The sequence below is a fragment of the Klebsiella sp. CTHL.F3a genome (assembly GCF_019890895.1).
In the GTDB taxonomy this organism is placed as follows: domain Bacteria; phylum Pseudomonadota; class Gammaproteobacteria; order Enterobacterales; family Enterobacteriaceae; genus Klebsiella; species Klebsiella grimontii.
In genome coordinates, this window is the sequence record NZ_CP082360.1 from 4,757,690 (window position 1) to 4,771,928 (window position 14,239).

At 58.8% G+C, this 14,239-nt stretch carries 13 protein-coding genes and 1 tRNA gene; 8 read left to right on the plus strand and 6 right to left on the minus strand.

Going from position 1 to position 14,239, the window contains the following annotated elements; all coding sequences use genetic code 11:
- Positions 1 to 203: 203 nt before the first annotated feature.
- Entirely contained in the window at positions 204 to 1,013 is an 810-nt protein-coding gene (locus tag K7H21_RS22385; protein ID WP_223035374.1) for a sulfite exporter TauE/SafE family protein, read from the minus strand.
- A 100-nt stretch (positions 1,014 to 1,113) separates the two neighbouring features.
- On the opposite strand from K7H21_RS22385, the gene K7H21_RS22390 reads away from it, so the two are divergent.
- Positions 1,114 to 1,911: an AraC family transcriptional regulator gene (locus K7H21_RS22390; RefSeq protein ID WP_223035375.1), complete on the plus strand. Its 798-nt coding sequence runs from the start codon at positions 1,114 to 1,116 to the stop codon at positions 1,909 to 1,911.
- Positions 1,912 to 1,918: 7 nt separating this feature from the next.
- Here the strand turns inward: K7H21_RS22390 and K7H21_RS22395 are convergent, their stop codons facing one another.
- Genes K7H21_RS22395 through K7H21_RS22405 form a run of 3 tightly spaced genes read right to left on the minus strand, consistent with a single transcriptional unit; the run spans position 1,919 to position 6,038 of the window.
- Complete coding sequence (locus K7H21_RS22395) at positions 1,919 to 3,706, minus strand: aryl-sulfate sulfotransferase (RefSeq protein ID WP_123828426.1); 1,788 nt, start codon at positions 3,704 to 3,706, stop codon at positions 1,919 to 1,921.
- Positions 3,707 to 3,729: 23 nt separating this feature from the next.
- The gene (locus K7H21_RS22400) at positions 3,730 to 4,473 is read right to left on the minus strand and encodes an ABC transporter ATP-binding protein (RefSeq protein ID WP_004129433.1); all 744 of its coding nucleotides are present in this window, start codon (positions 4,471 to 4,473) and stop codon (positions 3,730 to 3,732) included.
- A complete protein-coding gene (locus tag K7H21_RS22405; protein WP_004129431.1) occupies positions 4,470 to 6,038 on the minus strand; it encodes an ABC transporter permease in 1,569 nt (522 codons plus the stop codon). The genes K7H21_RS22400 and K7H21_RS22405 overlap by 4 nt, the downstream gene beginning before the upstream one ends.
- Positions 6,039 to 6,260: 222 nt before the next feature.
- Here K7H21_RS22405 and K7H21_RS22410 point away from each other — a divergent pair, with 222 nt between their 5' ends.
- A complete protein-coding gene (locus tag K7H21_RS22410) occupies positions 6,261 to 7,328 on the plus strand; it encodes an ABC transporter substrate-binding protein (protein WP_004129429.1) in 1,068 nt (355 codons plus the stop codon).
- Here K7H21_RS22410 and K7H21_RS22415 read toward each other — a convergent pair.
- A complete protein-coding gene (locus K7H21_RS22415; RefSeq protein WP_004129427.1) occupies positions 7,325 to 8,269 on the minus strand; it encodes a LysR family transcriptional regulator in 945 nt (314 codons plus the stop codon). The two genes, K7H21_RS22410 and K7H21_RS22415, sit on opposite strands and share 4 nt — an antisense overlap.
- A gap of 329 nt (positions 8,270 to 8,598) precedes the next feature.
- Between K7H21_RS22415 and K7H21_RS22420 the strand changes: the two genes are divergently transcribed.
- Positions 8,599 to 9,162, plus strand: coding sequence for a C40 family peptidase (locus K7H21_RS22420; protein ID WP_004099299.1), 564 nt, complete (start codon positions 8,599 to 8,601; stop codon positions 9,160 to 9,162).
- Positions 9,163 to 9,215: 53 nt separating this feature from the next.
- On the opposite strand, the gene phoE is transcribed toward K7H21_RS22420, so the two are convergent.
- Complete coding sequence (gene phoE, locus K7H21_RS22425; RefSeq protein ID WP_223035376.1) at positions 9,216 to 10,268, minus strand: phosphoporin PhoE; 1,053 nt, start codon at positions 10,266 to 10,268, stop codon at positions 9,216 to 9,218.
- A 290-nt stretch (positions 10,269 to 10,558) separates the two neighbouring features.
- Between phoE and proB the strand changes: the two genes are divergently transcribed.
- The 5 genes from proB (at position 10,559) to K7H21_RS22450 (ending at position 14,129) form a co-directional block, all read left to right on the plus strand.
- Positions 10,559 to 11,662 carry a glutamate 5-kinase gene (gene proB, locus K7H21_RS22430; protein ID WP_004099297.1) on the plus strand — a complete coding sequence of 368 codons (1,104 nt, stop codon included), beginning with the start codon at positions 10,559 to 10,561 and terminating at the stop codon, positions 11,660 to 11,662.
- A gap of 10 nt (positions 11,663 to 11,672) precedes the next feature.
- The gene (gene proA / locus K7H21_RS22435) at positions 11,673 to 12,926 is read left to right on the plus strand and encodes a glutamate-5-semialdehyde dehydrogenase (RefSeq protein WP_223035377.1); all 1,254 of its coding nucleotides are present in this window, start codon (positions 11,673 to 11,675) and stop codon (positions 12,924 to 12,926) included.
- A 112-nt stretch (positions 12,927 to 13,038) separates the two neighbouring features.
- Positions 13,039 to 13,111, plus strand: a tRNA-Thr gene (locus K7H21_RS22440).
- Between the two features lie 213 nt (positions 13,112 to 13,324).
- Positions 13,325 to 13,519, plus strand: coding sequence for a helix-turn-helix domain-containing protein (locus K7H21_RS22445; protein WP_224326421.1), 195 nt, complete (start codon positions 13,325 to 13,327; stop codon positions 13,517 to 13,519).
- Between the two features lie 232 nt (positions 13,520 to 13,751).
- A complete protein-coding gene (locus K7H21_RS22450) occupies positions 13,752 to 14,129 on the plus strand; it encodes a helix-turn-helix domain-containing protein (protein WP_004129346.1) in 378 nt (125 codons plus the stop codon).
- Positions 14,130 to 14,239: the final 110 nt, after the last annotated feature.

The following is a 14,239-nucleotide window of genomic DNA, read 5'->3' on the forward strand; positions in this document are numbered from 1 at the left end:
GGGGTCACCTGTTAGTTAACGTGCATAAACATTAGCATGGTTAACGAAAAATTTACAAGACAGCGCGTGACTCGGGGAATGCGCCGGGATTCACGCATCAGTGCGGGTTTTCCCGGGTCGCGCTACGCTTACCCGGGCTACGCCTCCACGGCATTGTGCTGAGCGGTCGCCCGGGCAGATACGCGGCGAGGTAGCTTCCCTCCTCATCCCCACAAGCTCATGACCAGCAGCACCGCTATCAGCAATAGCGGATAAATTCGCACATGCCAGCGATCCGGTAAACGCGCCAGCCAGCGGGAGGCGATTTTTAATCCCAGCCAGCTTCCCGCCACCAGCTGCGCCGCCGCCGACAGCCAGATATTGCCGACAAACCCAGCCGGCAGCGCCACCGGCGACAGCCACGCCATCAACAGCCAGGTGGGCGTCGCCGTTGCCGCCAGCGGCAGGGTCAGGACGTTGGCCATCGCTGCGGCTTCAGACATCAGCACGCCGCGACGGCGCATTAAAGGAACCGTCATCACGCTTCCTCCGACGCCGAGAAAAGAGGCGATCAGGCCAATGACGCCCCCTACCGTCAGCTCATGGGGCGCCGTCGGCACCACCCGGCTGGACGGCGGAGTCATAAATCCGGCGCGAAAGTAGCAATCGATAATGGTCGCCAGTAGGTAGATAACGAACAGCCAGCGGATCCACTCCCCGTTCACCTGAAGCGCCAGCATCGCGCCCGCCGTTCCGCCCACGGCAATGCCGGTAAGCATCGCCCATAAGCGGCGCCAGCGGAGGATACCGGTACGCGCGTGCCGCCAGGTCGCCAGCAGCGCGGAACAGAGCATAACCAGCGCCGAGGTGGCGACGGCGATCTGCATCGCCTGTTGCCCGACGGCGCTTTGCGCTCCCCACCCGTTGGTCGCCAGTAAATAGAGCAGCGGGACAGTAACGAAACCGCCGCCGAAGCCAAAGAGCCAGGTCGTGATGCCGGAAAGTATGCCGCACAGAAAAAGCCAGTCGCTCATTGGAAAGCCTCCACAAAAGGAGGTAACGATATAGAATAAGGCGATGGCCGGCTTACGCTTTAAAGCCAATCTATTACGAATTTCAGCCAGGGCTACACTTATGCGCAACGTTGCGATTGATGACGTCGACCATCTTCCTCGCCCGGTACTGGCGCTGGGCAGCGACTATCCGCCCAACACCCTTCTGGAGCGGCATAGCCACCGCCGGGCGCAGTTTCTGTACGCCATGAACGGATTAATGAAGGTCGAAACGGACGACGGCCAGTGGCTGGTACCGCCGTTCAGCGGGGTCTGGATCCCGGCGACGAAACCGCATCGCGTCTGGATGCCCGGCGTCAGCACCCACAGCCTGTATATTGACGCGCGGGACGCCCCGCGGGAAAACGAGCGCTGCGAAGTCTTACAGGTTTCTCCGCTGGCCCATCAGCTGCTGCTGGCCGCCTGTCGGCTACCGCTGCTGTATGAAGAGAGCGGGCGCGATGCCGCTCTGATTACGCTGCTGCTCCATGAACTGCGCGCCGCCGCGCCGCTGCCGATGTTTACGCCGCTTCCGCAGAACAGCCGCCTCGCGGCGTTATGCGGCGATTTTCAGCGCCAGCCGAGTATCCGCAGTACGCCGCAGCAGTGGGCGCAAAAGCTGAGTAAGAGCGTACGCACGTTTAATCGTCTGTTTCGTCGCGAGACCGGGATGGCGTTTTGCGACTGGCGCCAGCTGGCCTGCCTGATGTACGCCATGACGGCGCTGCGTGAGGGGAATTCGGTTACCGAAGTTGCGCTAAGTCTGGGCTATGAGTATCCGGCTGCCTTTACCGCGATGTTCCGCAAAGCGATGGGCTATTCGCCGCTGGCGTTTATCCGTCAGATAAACGGCGGACCGGCACACGCCAGTCCGCCGTAGTCGCGGATTACCCGGCTGCGCGATTCAGCCAGTCAAACAGCGTGTCCACCGAGAGCTGCGCAGGCGCACGCGATGCCGGCTGTCCCGGTTTAATCAGCAGCAGCGTCGGCAGACCGCGCACGCCGAGGTCGCTCGCCAGCGCCTGATGCCGATCGGCATCCAGATAACGCGTATCCAGTTGAGCAATTCGCGAGCTGAGTTTCTCATGCGCCAGCAGCTGCCAGAGCTTGCGGCAGTGCACGCAGCGTTCCGCGCCAACGAACAGCAGCACCGGCCGTTCACTCTCCAGCTCGCTCGCCGCGCTTATCGGCGTGAACGCGCTTTCCGCGACGCGGAACAGCTTCGGACTGCGGCGCAGGGTATCGTTATCAGTTGCCACGCACAGCGCATCGGCACTTTTACTGTACGGCTTCACGCCTGCCACCCGCACCACGCTCTGCGCCGGACCGGCCCCCGCCGCCCCAGGCTGGCGCAGGGTACGCACATCCACCGCCGCAATCGGCGTCTCCTGCGGCTGCGCCAGCTGCGGGATCCAGCCATAGGGAATGCGGTAGGCGCGATAGACCATATTGTTGTTCAGGGTCTTGCCCCAGAACGGCGAAATATATTCCCAGACAATTTCGTGGTCGCGGGTCACTTCGAAAATGCGCCCGTTCGATCCTTCGTTAATCAGGGTATTGCCGTTTTCCAGGCGCTGCATATTGCTGATATAGGGGCTGTAAAAGCGGTACGAATCGGTCGGCTGCGGCAGATCTGCTTCATAGGGCGAGTAGCGCCATTCGATATCGAGGGTCAGCGGATTGATCTCCAGGATCCGGGAGTAATCGCGCCAGGCGTTTTTCACGCCGTCCGCCGATGCCGGATTCGGCGCGCCGTATCCGGCCCAGCCGCCGTTATCGAAAATCAGGATATTACCCGCGCCCGGTAGCCCCTGCGGGATCATATGCGCATGGTGCTGGCCGATGATCCAGCCGATGTGCTTCAGCTCCGGCTTGCTGTAGTCCGGGCCCAGCTGCCAGACGATCTTGCCGCTCTGTTTGTCGATAATGGCGATAATGTTGGATTCGCGGGCGTCCCAGATAATATTGTCGGGGTGAAAACGCGCATCGCCGGCGTCATACCACTTATTCGGCCCCAGCGCCGACATCGAATTGATATGCATCCAGTCGCCCATACCGCCGCCGCTGGCGCGCATATTCGGGTTGTTGTACAGCGCGGTACGCGCCGCGTCGTCGAAACCCAGCTCGTGGAAATGGTCGCTGCAGCGCCACTCCCACACCACGTTGCCCTGCCAGTCAACTTCAATAATGGTGTCGTCCAGCAGCAGCTTGTCGGAAATCGCTTCATTAACCAGATTGGTGTGGGCGAGGATCAGGGTATTGCCGCCATCCACCTGCGGCTCCAGCCCCGGCGCGTAGTAGCCCACCGGGTTACCCGCGCGCTGATAGTCGTGATGCGCGCGCGCCATCCAGCGCGTTTCATTACCCGGATCGCTCACCTGCTCGTAGCGATCGAATTTCCAGGTGACGTTGCCTTCCCAGTCCACCTGGATCAGGTCGAGCATATCTTGCATACCGTAGCGCGGGTCGCGCTCGCCGCTGTGGCCGAGGATCGCGCCGCCGGGCAGGATTTTATTGGGAAACCCGTGCAGTTCAGGCCATTCGCGCACCACGCGGCCGTTCATATCCACCAGCACCGCGCCGTGTTCGGTGGCCTGGAAAAGGGTGTAGCCGCTCCAGGCGCGCGACGGATCGTAGAGGGTGGCGCCGGTCGGGTAGACGGAAGGATATCCCATATATTGCTCCTTAAATAAAAGAATCAGGCAGAGGTAATCAGGTTGCGAATCTGGCGGCAGGCGGCGCTAAACGAAGCATCATCGCGCTGGCGCGGATGGGGCAGCGCCAGGCTCACCACTTCCCGTATCCGCCCCGGACGCGGCGAGAGCACAACGACCCGGTCGGCCAGAGCGACGGCCTCTTCCACATCGTGCGTCACCAGCAGCGTGGTGGTTCCCGCGCGCTGGTGGATCTGTAAAAGTTCCTGCTGCAGAGTGTGACGCGTCAGGGCATCCAGCGCGCCGAAAGGCTCATCGAGCATCAGGATCTGCGGACGGGCCACCAGGCCGCGGGCAATGGCCACCCGCTGGGCCATCCCGCCGGAGAGCTGCGCGGGCAACGCGTTGGCGAATTCGCTGAGCTGCACGCGTTCCAGCATTTCCAGCGCCCGCTGGCGCTTCGCCGCCCGGCTGAGCTTTTCATCCGCCAGGCCGAGCATCACGTTGTCGAGCACGTTAAGCCACGGAAACAGGCGCGGCTCCTGAAATACGATGCCGCGCTCTTTGCCCACGCCGGTGACCCGCTCGCCGTTAATGCGAATTTCGCCCTGGGTCGCTGACTCAAGGCCTACCAGCATCCGCAGCAGCGTCGATTTGCCGCAGCCGCTGCTGCCCACCAGCGCCACCAGTTCACCGGCGGCGATATCCAGGCTGAAATTCTGTAGCGCCGTCACCTGTTGCCAGGATTTACGCACGTGACGAAAAGAGACCAGAGTCGAAGAGGTCATAGCTGCTCCTGTTGACGCCAGCGGGTGGCGCGCATTTCCAGTAAACGTCCGGCTTTATCCAGCGCCGCGCCGGTAATACCGACCAGCACCATGCCGCAAAGAATGGTGGGCATATCCAGCAGCTGCTGGGCATTGATCATCAGACTGCCGATGCCGACGCCGGAGGACATGAAATATTCCGCGCCGATATTGCCAAGCCAGGCGTAAATCAGCGCCAGCCGCAGACCGGCGAAGATCCCCGGCGCCGCGCCGGGAAGAATGACCCTGCGCAGGCGCGCTACTTCACCTAACCGCAGCACTCTGGCAACCTCATCGAGCTGCGGGTTGCGCTGCAGCACGGCCTGCAGGGTGCTGAAGAACATCGGAAAGAACGACGCCAGCGCGATAAAAACGATTTTGCCGCCGTTATCGTTGCCCACCCACGCGGTCAGCAGCGGCAGCCAGGCAAACAGGGCGATATGACGCAGCACGTTGAGCGTAGGCGTGAAAATTTGCCCGGCGCGCGGGCGCAGCGCCAGCAGCAGTCCGCAGAGCAGGCCCCCCGCAATCCCCAGCGCGCCGCCGACAAAGGCTCGCCCGAGGCTTGCCAGCATCGCCGCGGTCAGCTCCCCGCTCAGGGCGCCCTGCATAAAACGCGCCGCCACCGCCAGCGGCGAAGAGAACAGCGCGCCATCGATCCAGCCCCACGAGCTTGCCAGCTGCCACAGCGCCAGCAGGACCAACGGCAGCTGCAGCGCCCGCCAGCTGGCCTGCGGTTTCCACGCCAGGCGTCCGGCGGCTGGCTGCGGCCAGAACACCAGCCGGGCACAGGCGCGGTTCGCCGCCCACTCCATCAGCATGCCGCTCAGGCCAACCACCGCAATGGTGACGAAGACGATATCCAGCTGAAACAGCTGGCGGCCCCAGACCATCAGGTAGCCAATGCCTTCCGAAGAAGCCAGCAGTTCAACGACGATAAGCGATACCCAAGCCTGGGACAGCGCCAGACGCAGGCCGGTAAACCAGCCCGGCAGGCTTGCCGGGATCACCAGCCAGCGCAGCCGCTGCCAGCGGGAAAAGTTCATCACCCTTGCGGCTTCGCTCAGGGTCAGCGGCACGCCGGCCACCGCCTGCTGCGTATTAATGGTCATCGGCACCACGGTGGTTTTGACGATAACCGCCAGCTTGAGGCCGTTATCAATGCCGAACAGCACCATAAACAGCGGGATCCAGCCGAGCGTCGGGATTTGCGCCAGGGCGTAGAACAGCGGCTCCACGCGCTGCGCGGCGGCCGGGACCAGGCCGAACAGCGCGCCAAGCAGCGTGCCGGCAGTGGCCCCCAACAGCAGGCCAAGCGCCAGATGCTGAAGGCTGAATCCCCACTGCGCCAGCAGGTCGCCGCTCAGCAGCGATAGCGCGGTATCGGCAACCACCGACGGCGCGGGCAAAATTTGCTCCGGCATCCATCCTTCGCGAGCGGCGACGTACCACAGCAGCAGCAGCAACGCTGGCAGCAGCCACGGCCAGCCGTTAAGCCTGAAGCCTGGCCTGGCTGGGGCATCGGTTCTTAAGATCATCTGCGACATATCGGTCCACTTTTCGGCAAGTTATGTCGCTATCAAAACGTGACTTCCCCTTCGACGCCATTGCGTAAGGCGAATAATCCCGATGCATCGAATGCATTTCAGCCTGCCGGCCGCGCGGCGTCTGATTTAGCTTTTTTTCACCCATGCTTGGCGAATAAAAGCATTTAACACGCGACCCGTGGGCTCTTTAGGGTGAGAAAAAACTCAAGGGAGCAATACGTTATGATGAAAGCATTTTTTAGCCGCACCTTGCTGGCGCTGGCGGCGGTTATCGGCCTGGCGGCAAGCGTCCAGGCCGAAGCGCTACGCACCATTCGCATCGGCGTGCCGGACCAGAGCGCAGGCAGTAAACCCTTTATTGAGGGTCCGGTCGGCATGGCGTTTATCCGCCATCAGCTGGAAGAAACGTTTAAACCGCAGGGCGTAGAAGTGCAGTGGCAGTTTTTCAAAGGCGCTGGCCCGGCGGTAAATGAAGCGTTAGCCAACCGCCAGCTGGATTTTGTCTACCTCGGCGATCTGGCGGCGATTATCGGTAAAGCCAACGGACTGCCGACGCGCCTGCTGCTGGGCAGCCGCGGCTCGGAATCTTACCTTGCGGTGACCAAAGCCTCGGGGATTAAAACGCTGGCCGATCTGCAAGGCAAACGGGTGGCGGTATATCGCGGCACGGCGGACCAGCTGGCCTTTGACCGCGCGCTGCAAACCGTCGGCCTCAATGAGCGTAGCCTGCAGGTAATCAACCTCGACTGGAACGCCGGCAAAGCGGCGCTGGCGGCCGGTCGCGTCGATGCGGTGTGGGGCGGCGTTTCGCTGCTGGCGCTGCGCGGCGATAAGATTGATGTGGTCGTCAAAAGCGGCGATTCCGGCCGTCAGAACACGACTCAGGCGGGATTCCTCGGCACGCAGACGTTTATTGACGCCTGGCCGCAGGCGACCCAGCAGATGATTAACGTACTGGTGAAGAACGCCGCGGAAATCAGCGACCCGGCTAATCGCGACGCCTGGTCCGCCGAGATGGCGCAGCAAAGCCAGATCCCGCAGGCGCTGTTTCTCGAAGAGCTGCAGCCGCAGGATCTGAACTTTACCACCTCGCCGCGTATCGACCCGTTCCTGACCGACAGCTTTAGCCGTAGCGTCGAACAGGCGAAATCGGGACGCCTGATCCGCAGCGCTTTTGACGTCAGCCAGTGGGTGGACGGCCAGTTTGTCGAGCAGGCGCTGAAATCCCTGCGGCTGGAAAATCGCTGGCCGCAGTATGATGCCAAAGGCCTGGCGAAAAACGCCGGTTAACCGCTCTCCTCCTGCGCCAGCAGCTGCAGCTGATGCTGACGATCGGTATGAAGAATAATCTCAATTAGCTTCTCCACCAGCGGCGGCTGCGCCGCGTGAACCGGAGAGATAATGGCAAACCGGGTCTGCATCAGCCGCCACTCCTCAGGCAGATCGCTGAGCTCCAGCTTAACCAGCCGATGGCTGTGCTGGCACAGCGCGAAGCCGTCCTCGCTGGCGAAGCTAATCGCGTTGGTCTGCGCGAGGGTGGCAAGCAGCGCGTAGATATGGTCACACTGAATCGCCGGGGTAAAATCCTGCTGCTGGCTAAGGGTCGCCAGCACCTTGCGCACGCCCGGCGGCAAATAGGGCGCCGCAAAGGGGTAGCGCAGCATCGCCTGAATAGAGACCGGCCCCTGTTTGGCCAGCGGATGGTCGGCATGGCAGACGAAAAAGCAGCGCTGCGGGCTGAGCGGCTGCACGCGCAGCTGCGGGTCGAGCTCGGCCTGCCAGCTGTCGGCGACCACAAAAGGGTAAAGCTGGGAGTTCAGCGCCTGATGCAGCGCCAGCCAGTTATCGATTTGAAAGCGCACCCTCGCCTGCGGTAAAAGGCGATGAAACCCGCCGACGGCGGCCGGAATCAGCCTCGCGGCAGGGGCCGGGCCGCAGCCAAAAGCGACCTCGCCGTTTTGCGCATCGTCCGCTTCGCGCAGCTGGCTGCTGAGCTCCACGTTCAGCTCCTGAAAGCGGCGGGCGTAGGGCAGCAGCTTTTGCCCGTGCAGGGTGAGCGTCGGTAGCTTACTCTGACGATCGAATAACGGATGGCCGACGCTCTGCTCCAGCGCCTGAATGCTGCGGCTGAAGGCCGACTGCGACAGGCACACCGCCTCCGCCGCGCGATTAAAACTGCCGTATTCAACTAGCGCCACAAAGTTGCGCAGTTGGCGAAAATCCAGATGCATTGGCCGCCCCACTCTCTCTTTTTGGCTACAAAAGTACTGGAGCGCAGCCAGGCGGCGCAATGGCGGAATGATGAGGATTTTTCACCCAGCACGGAAGCAGAAGGAACGTCCAGCATCCGTATATTTGTGAAATATTGTTTCAAGGAGAAAAAAATTATTAATATGGCGGATTCGGTTTTGCCATAAATAATCAGCGTTAATTCTCACGCAGCGAACCGGCCTATATTATTTACGTAAGGTTTCGTAAATTTTGCGTTTGGTCATTCTGAGGCCGTAGCGAATCGGCTATAAAATATCACGGCCCGTTTTCAGTGACGAAAAACAATGATATGAAGCCCAGACTCTCTCACGCGCTATTATTTGTTCCTTTTTTGCTTTTGGCAGGATGTTCATCCTCATCGAAACCGCATAAAACCGCCGCCCAGAGTAGCCACTCGACCATTGACGGAGGTTCTGACGATCTGATCCCGGTGATCGCCGCGCTGCACGATCAGATGCATACCTGGGAGGGAACGCCCTACGAATGGGGCGGGACGGAGCAAAGCGGCGTCGACTGCTCCGGGTTTGTCTGGCGTACGCTCAAAGATCGCTTTAACCTGCCGATGGAGCGCATCACCACTCGCGAACTGCTGCACATGGGTGAGCGCGTGAGTCCGCGCCAGCTACGGCCGGGGGATTTGGTTTTCTTCCGAATTAAAGGCGGCATGCACGTCGGCTTCTATGATACCGACCGTAATTTCCTTCACGCTTCCACCAGCCAGGGCGTGATGCGCTCTTCGCTGGATAATCCGTACTGGCAATCGGTATTCTACCAGGCGCGCCGTCTGCCGAAGGAATATAACGCGCAGATCACGATGAATAACGATAATCTGCACCTGGCGAAAAACCGTTAATCACAAATAGTAAAGCCGCCCTGTTACCACGGCGGCTTTATTGTCGATCAGTCTTAGAACTGGTAGGTCATACCGACAGCGACGATATCGTCATCGTTGATCCCGAGCTTATTATCGCTCTTCAGCTGGTTGATTTTATAATCAACAAAGGCGTTCATGTTTTTGTTGAAGTAATAGGTCACGCCAACATCAATGTAGTTGACCAGGTCTTCGCTTCCCACGCCCTCAATATCCTTGCCTTTTGACAACACGTAGCCCAGGGACGGACGCAGGCCGAAGTCGAACTGGTACTGCGCCACGGCTTCAAAGTTCTGCGCTTTATTGGCAAAACCGCCGCTGATTGGCGTCATTTTGCGGGTTTCGGAGTACATGGTCGCCAGGTAGATATTATTGGCGTCATATTTCAGGCCGGTCGCCCAGGCTTCCGCTTTTTTACCCGTACCGCGGGCCAGCAGGTTCTGATCGTTCGTACGATCGGAGCTGGTGTAGGCCGCGCTGACGGCAAAATCGCTGCCGCCGAAGTCATAGCTTAACGCGGTGCCAAAGCCGTCGCCGTTCTGTTTTTTGGCTTCACGGCCTTCGTTTTTGCCCTGGTACTGCAGGGTCAGATCCAGGCCATCCACCACGCCGAAGAAGTCGGTATTGCGGTAGGTTGCCAGGCCGCTGGCGCGTTTGGTCATAAAGTTATCGGTCTGCGCGGAAGAGTCGCCGCCGAATTCCGGGAACATATCGGTCCAGGCTTCGACGTCGTACAGCGCGCCGAGGTTACGGCCGTAGTCAAATGAACCGTAGTTTTTAACTTTCACCCCGGCGAACGCCAGGCGCGTTTTCTGCGAAGAGTCGCTTTCGGTTTTGTTGCCGGAGAACTCTGATTCCCAGCGGCCGTAGCCGGTCAGATCGTCGTTAATCTGCGTTTCGCCTTTGATGCCGAAACGAACGTAGGTCTGGTCGCCATCTTTGCTGTCATAGTCGCTCATATAGTGCATCGCTTTGACTTTGCCGTAGATGTCCAGTTTATTGCCGTTTTTATTATAAACTTCTGCCGCCTGGGTAGCCGAAGAAGCAATAAGACCCATCATCATTAATGCCAGTGAGCTCTTTTTCATTATCTAGTCCTGGTGATTTATTTATACGCGCTAATCAATTCCGGGCGGAAGCCCTGTCAAAAACTGCAGGTTTTTTAACGCTCTAATATTAAAAATTTATGACAATATGGAACTTTTGATAAAAAAGCGTATTTAATTATTTCCGTCATGAATGTGTCACGTTTCCCCGCCAGAATGCCCGATCCGCGCAATGAAGTGGTTCGTCCACCACGCCAGGTGTTGGCAAGCGGGCTGACTCCTGTTACAACATCAATTCGATATCGAAACTCCTTTTTGAACGGCAGAGAATCATGAGTGATAGCCAGACGCTGGTGGTAAAACTGGGCACCAGTGTTTTAACGGGCGGATCCCGCCGCCTGAACCGCGCCCATATCGTTGAATTAGTGCGCCAGTGCGCACAGCTGCACGCGATGGGCCACCGAATTGTGATAGTGACCTCCGGGGCGATCGCCGCCGGACGTGAACACCTCGGCTACCCGGAATTGCCCGCGACCATCGCGTCCAAACAGCTGCTGGCGGCGGTTGGCCAGAGCCGTCTTATCCAGCTGTGGGAACAGCTGTTTTCTATTTATGGCATTCACGTCGGCCAGATGCTGCTGACCCGCGCCGATATGGAAGACCGCGAGCGTTTCCTTAATGCCCGCGATACCCTGCGCGCGCTGCTGGATAACAACATCGTGCCGGTAATTAATGAAAATGACGCCGTGGCCACCGCCGAGATTAAAGTCGGCGATAACGATAATCTTTCGGCGCTGGCGGCGATTCTCGCGGGCGCCGATAAACTGCTGCTGCTGACCGATCAGCAGGGCCTGTTCACCGCCGACCCGCGCAACAACCCGCAGGCCGAGCTGATTAAAGACGTGTACGGTATCGATGACGCCCTGCGCGCGATCGCGGGCGACAGCGTATCGGGTTTAGGTACCGGCGGTATGGGCACCAAGCTGCAGGCCGCCGATGTCGCCTGCCGCGCGGGCATCGACACGATCATCGCCGCCGGTAGCCGTCCGGGCGTGATTGGCGACGTGATGGAGGGGGTTTCCGTTGGCACCCGCTTCCACGCCCAGGAGTCGCCGTTGGAAAACCGCAAGCGCTGGATTTTCGGCGCGCCGCCGGCGGGAGAAATTACCGTGGACGCCGGTGCGACCCAGGCCATTCTCGAACGCGGCAGCTCCCTGCTGCCGAAAGGGATTAAAACCATCACCGGCAACTTCTCGCGCGGCGAAGTGATCCGCATTCGCAGCCTTGAAGGCCGCGATATCGCCCACGGCGTCAGCCGTTATAACAGCGATGCGCTGCGCCGCATCGCCGGGCAGCACTCGCAGCAGATCGATGCCATTCTGGGCTATGAATACGGCCCGGTCGCCGTCCACCGTGACGACATGATTATCCGTTAAGGAGCTGAAAATGCTGGAAAAAATGGGCATTGCTGCCAAAGCGGCCTCGTATAAACTCGCGCAGCTTTCCAGCCGCGAAAAGAACCAGGTGCTGGAAAAGATTGCCGACTATCTTGAAGCGCAGACCGACGCGATTCTGCGGGCTAACGCTGAGGATCTGGCGGAAGCGCGCGCCAACGGTTTGAGCGAAGCGCTGCTCGATCGCCTGGCGCTCAATCCGGCTCGCCTGACCGGGATTGCTAACGATGTTCGTCAGGTCTGCAGCCTGGCTGATCCGGTCGGTCAGGTGATCGACGGCGGCCTGCTGGACAGCGGCCTGCGTATCGAGCGTCGCCGCGTGCCGCTGGGCGTAGTGGGCGTGATTTACGAAGCCCGTCCAAACGTGACCGTCGACGTCGCCTCTTTGTGCCTGAAAACCGGCAACGCGGCGATTCTGCGCGGCGGCAAAGAGACCTGGCGCACCAACGCCGCCACGGTGAAAGTGATTCAGCAGGCGCTGCAAGAGTTCGGCTTACCGGCGGCCACCGTGCAGGCGATTGAGAGTCCGGATCGCGCGCTGGTCGGCGAGATGCTGAAGATGGATAAGTATATCGATATGCTAATCCCGCGCGGCGGCGCAGGTTTGCACAAGCTATGCCGCGAGCAGTCGACGATCCCGGTGATCACCGGCGGTATCGGCGTTTGCCATATTTATATCGACCACTCCGCTGACGTTGCCGAAGCGCTGAAAGTGATCGTTAACGCCAAAGTGCAGCGCCCGAGCGCCTGTAATTCGGTCGAAACGCTGCTGGTACATCAGGATATCGCCGAACGCTTCCTGCCCGCGCTGAGCAAGCAGATGGCGGAAAGCGGCGTCAGCCTGCACGCCGATGCGGCCTCCCTGCCCGCGCTGCAAAACGGCCCGGCCAGCGTAGAGCCGGTGAAAGCGGAGCAGTATGACAACGAGTACCTGTCGCTGGATCTGAACGTGAAGGTGGTGGCCGATCAGGATGAAGCGGTAGCGCATATTCGCGAGCACGGCACCCAGCATTCCGACGCCATCCTGACGCGTACCCTGGGCAACGCGAACCGCTTTATCAACGAGGTGGACTCCTCGGCGGTGTACGTCAACGCTTCTACCCGCTTTACCGACGGCGGTCAGTTCGGCCTCGGCGCGGAAGTGGCGGTCAGCACCCAGAAGCTGCACGCGCGCGGCCCGATGGGGCTGGAAGCCCTGACGACCTATAAGTGGATTGGTTTCGGCGACGATACCATTCGTGCTTAATGCTCATTGGGTGATGCAAAAGTAGCCGTTTGATTCGCAAGGGCATTGACGCATCACCCACTTAGTTTTAACCTTCTATCCCGTGCTTACGCTCGTCAGCACGTCTTGCAGGGCCGATATAGCTCAGTTGGTAGAGCAGCGCATTCGTAATGCGAAGGTCGTAGGTTCGACTCCTATTATCGGCACTCTCTAATAAATCAATAACTTAGGTTAAAATACCCAAGAAATTGTATCTTCTAAAATCACATCCAAACGCCTGTGTGTTGTACTGGCTTTGGTATCGTACAACATATGGGCAGGTAGTTACCAGGCTCAACCCTGTACAGATTTTCCTTTGAAGCCAGAAGACGCCGCCAGCGTCTCTAATCCTCATACCAAAACCCTTAGCAAAGTTCCGCGTGACCCTGGCCTGCCAGCACATCGCCGGCGGCGTATGCCTGACGCAGACCGCGGAACGAGTCGGCTATCAATCCCAAGCCGCGTTTAATCGCGCATTTCAACGCATCACAGGAGTCCCCCCGGCCGTTACAGCCAACAGTGCCGGGACAACGCCACCGTTCAGCAATTTCACGGCCAGAATTATCAGCAGATGAACGAAATCGTTTAGCTCACCCCTGCCGCAGCATGGCTGATTGCGATCGGCCATGCTTCATGCCGTGCCCTGCTGTGCGAGCGGAGATGACGCCGACAAACCGCCTGCGCTGAAATATCGATTATCACGGCACTCATAATACTGTTATCCATAAAAACCACTATATTGTATATTTCGTTCCGTTTTAAATCGTCTACGATAAAAAAGATATAGTCAAAAAAGAAGTAGTATCTATGCATCACCAGGTTCAACTCTCCGACAGCATAATATCCAATAGCCAGGCATTGGTGAATTTCGCCATACAGTACATTTATCAAAATATAAATAATAACATTTCAGTTTATGATATCTCTGAATATCTGCAGGTTTCCCGGCAATATGTGCATCGCATTTTTAAAAAACAAACCGGAGTGACTGTCAACAAATTCATCAGCAATAAAAAAATTGAATATGCAATAATGGATATCATCCTCGGGATTGAGGATACCGACTCGGCCTACCTTAAATATAATTTCAAAAGTAAACATGCGTTTGTCGACCAGATCCAGCACTATATCCACACCACGCCTGCCTTGTATAGCCTACCAGCGCTCGCAGCGTATAAAAAATAAATCACTGCGCGCGCTGGTAGCCTCAATATCACTGCCTCCCTGATGCCCCCCCGTGGGGCGCTCAGCAATTAGCAAAACAATCACTAACGTATAACGGTAAAATGACTCAG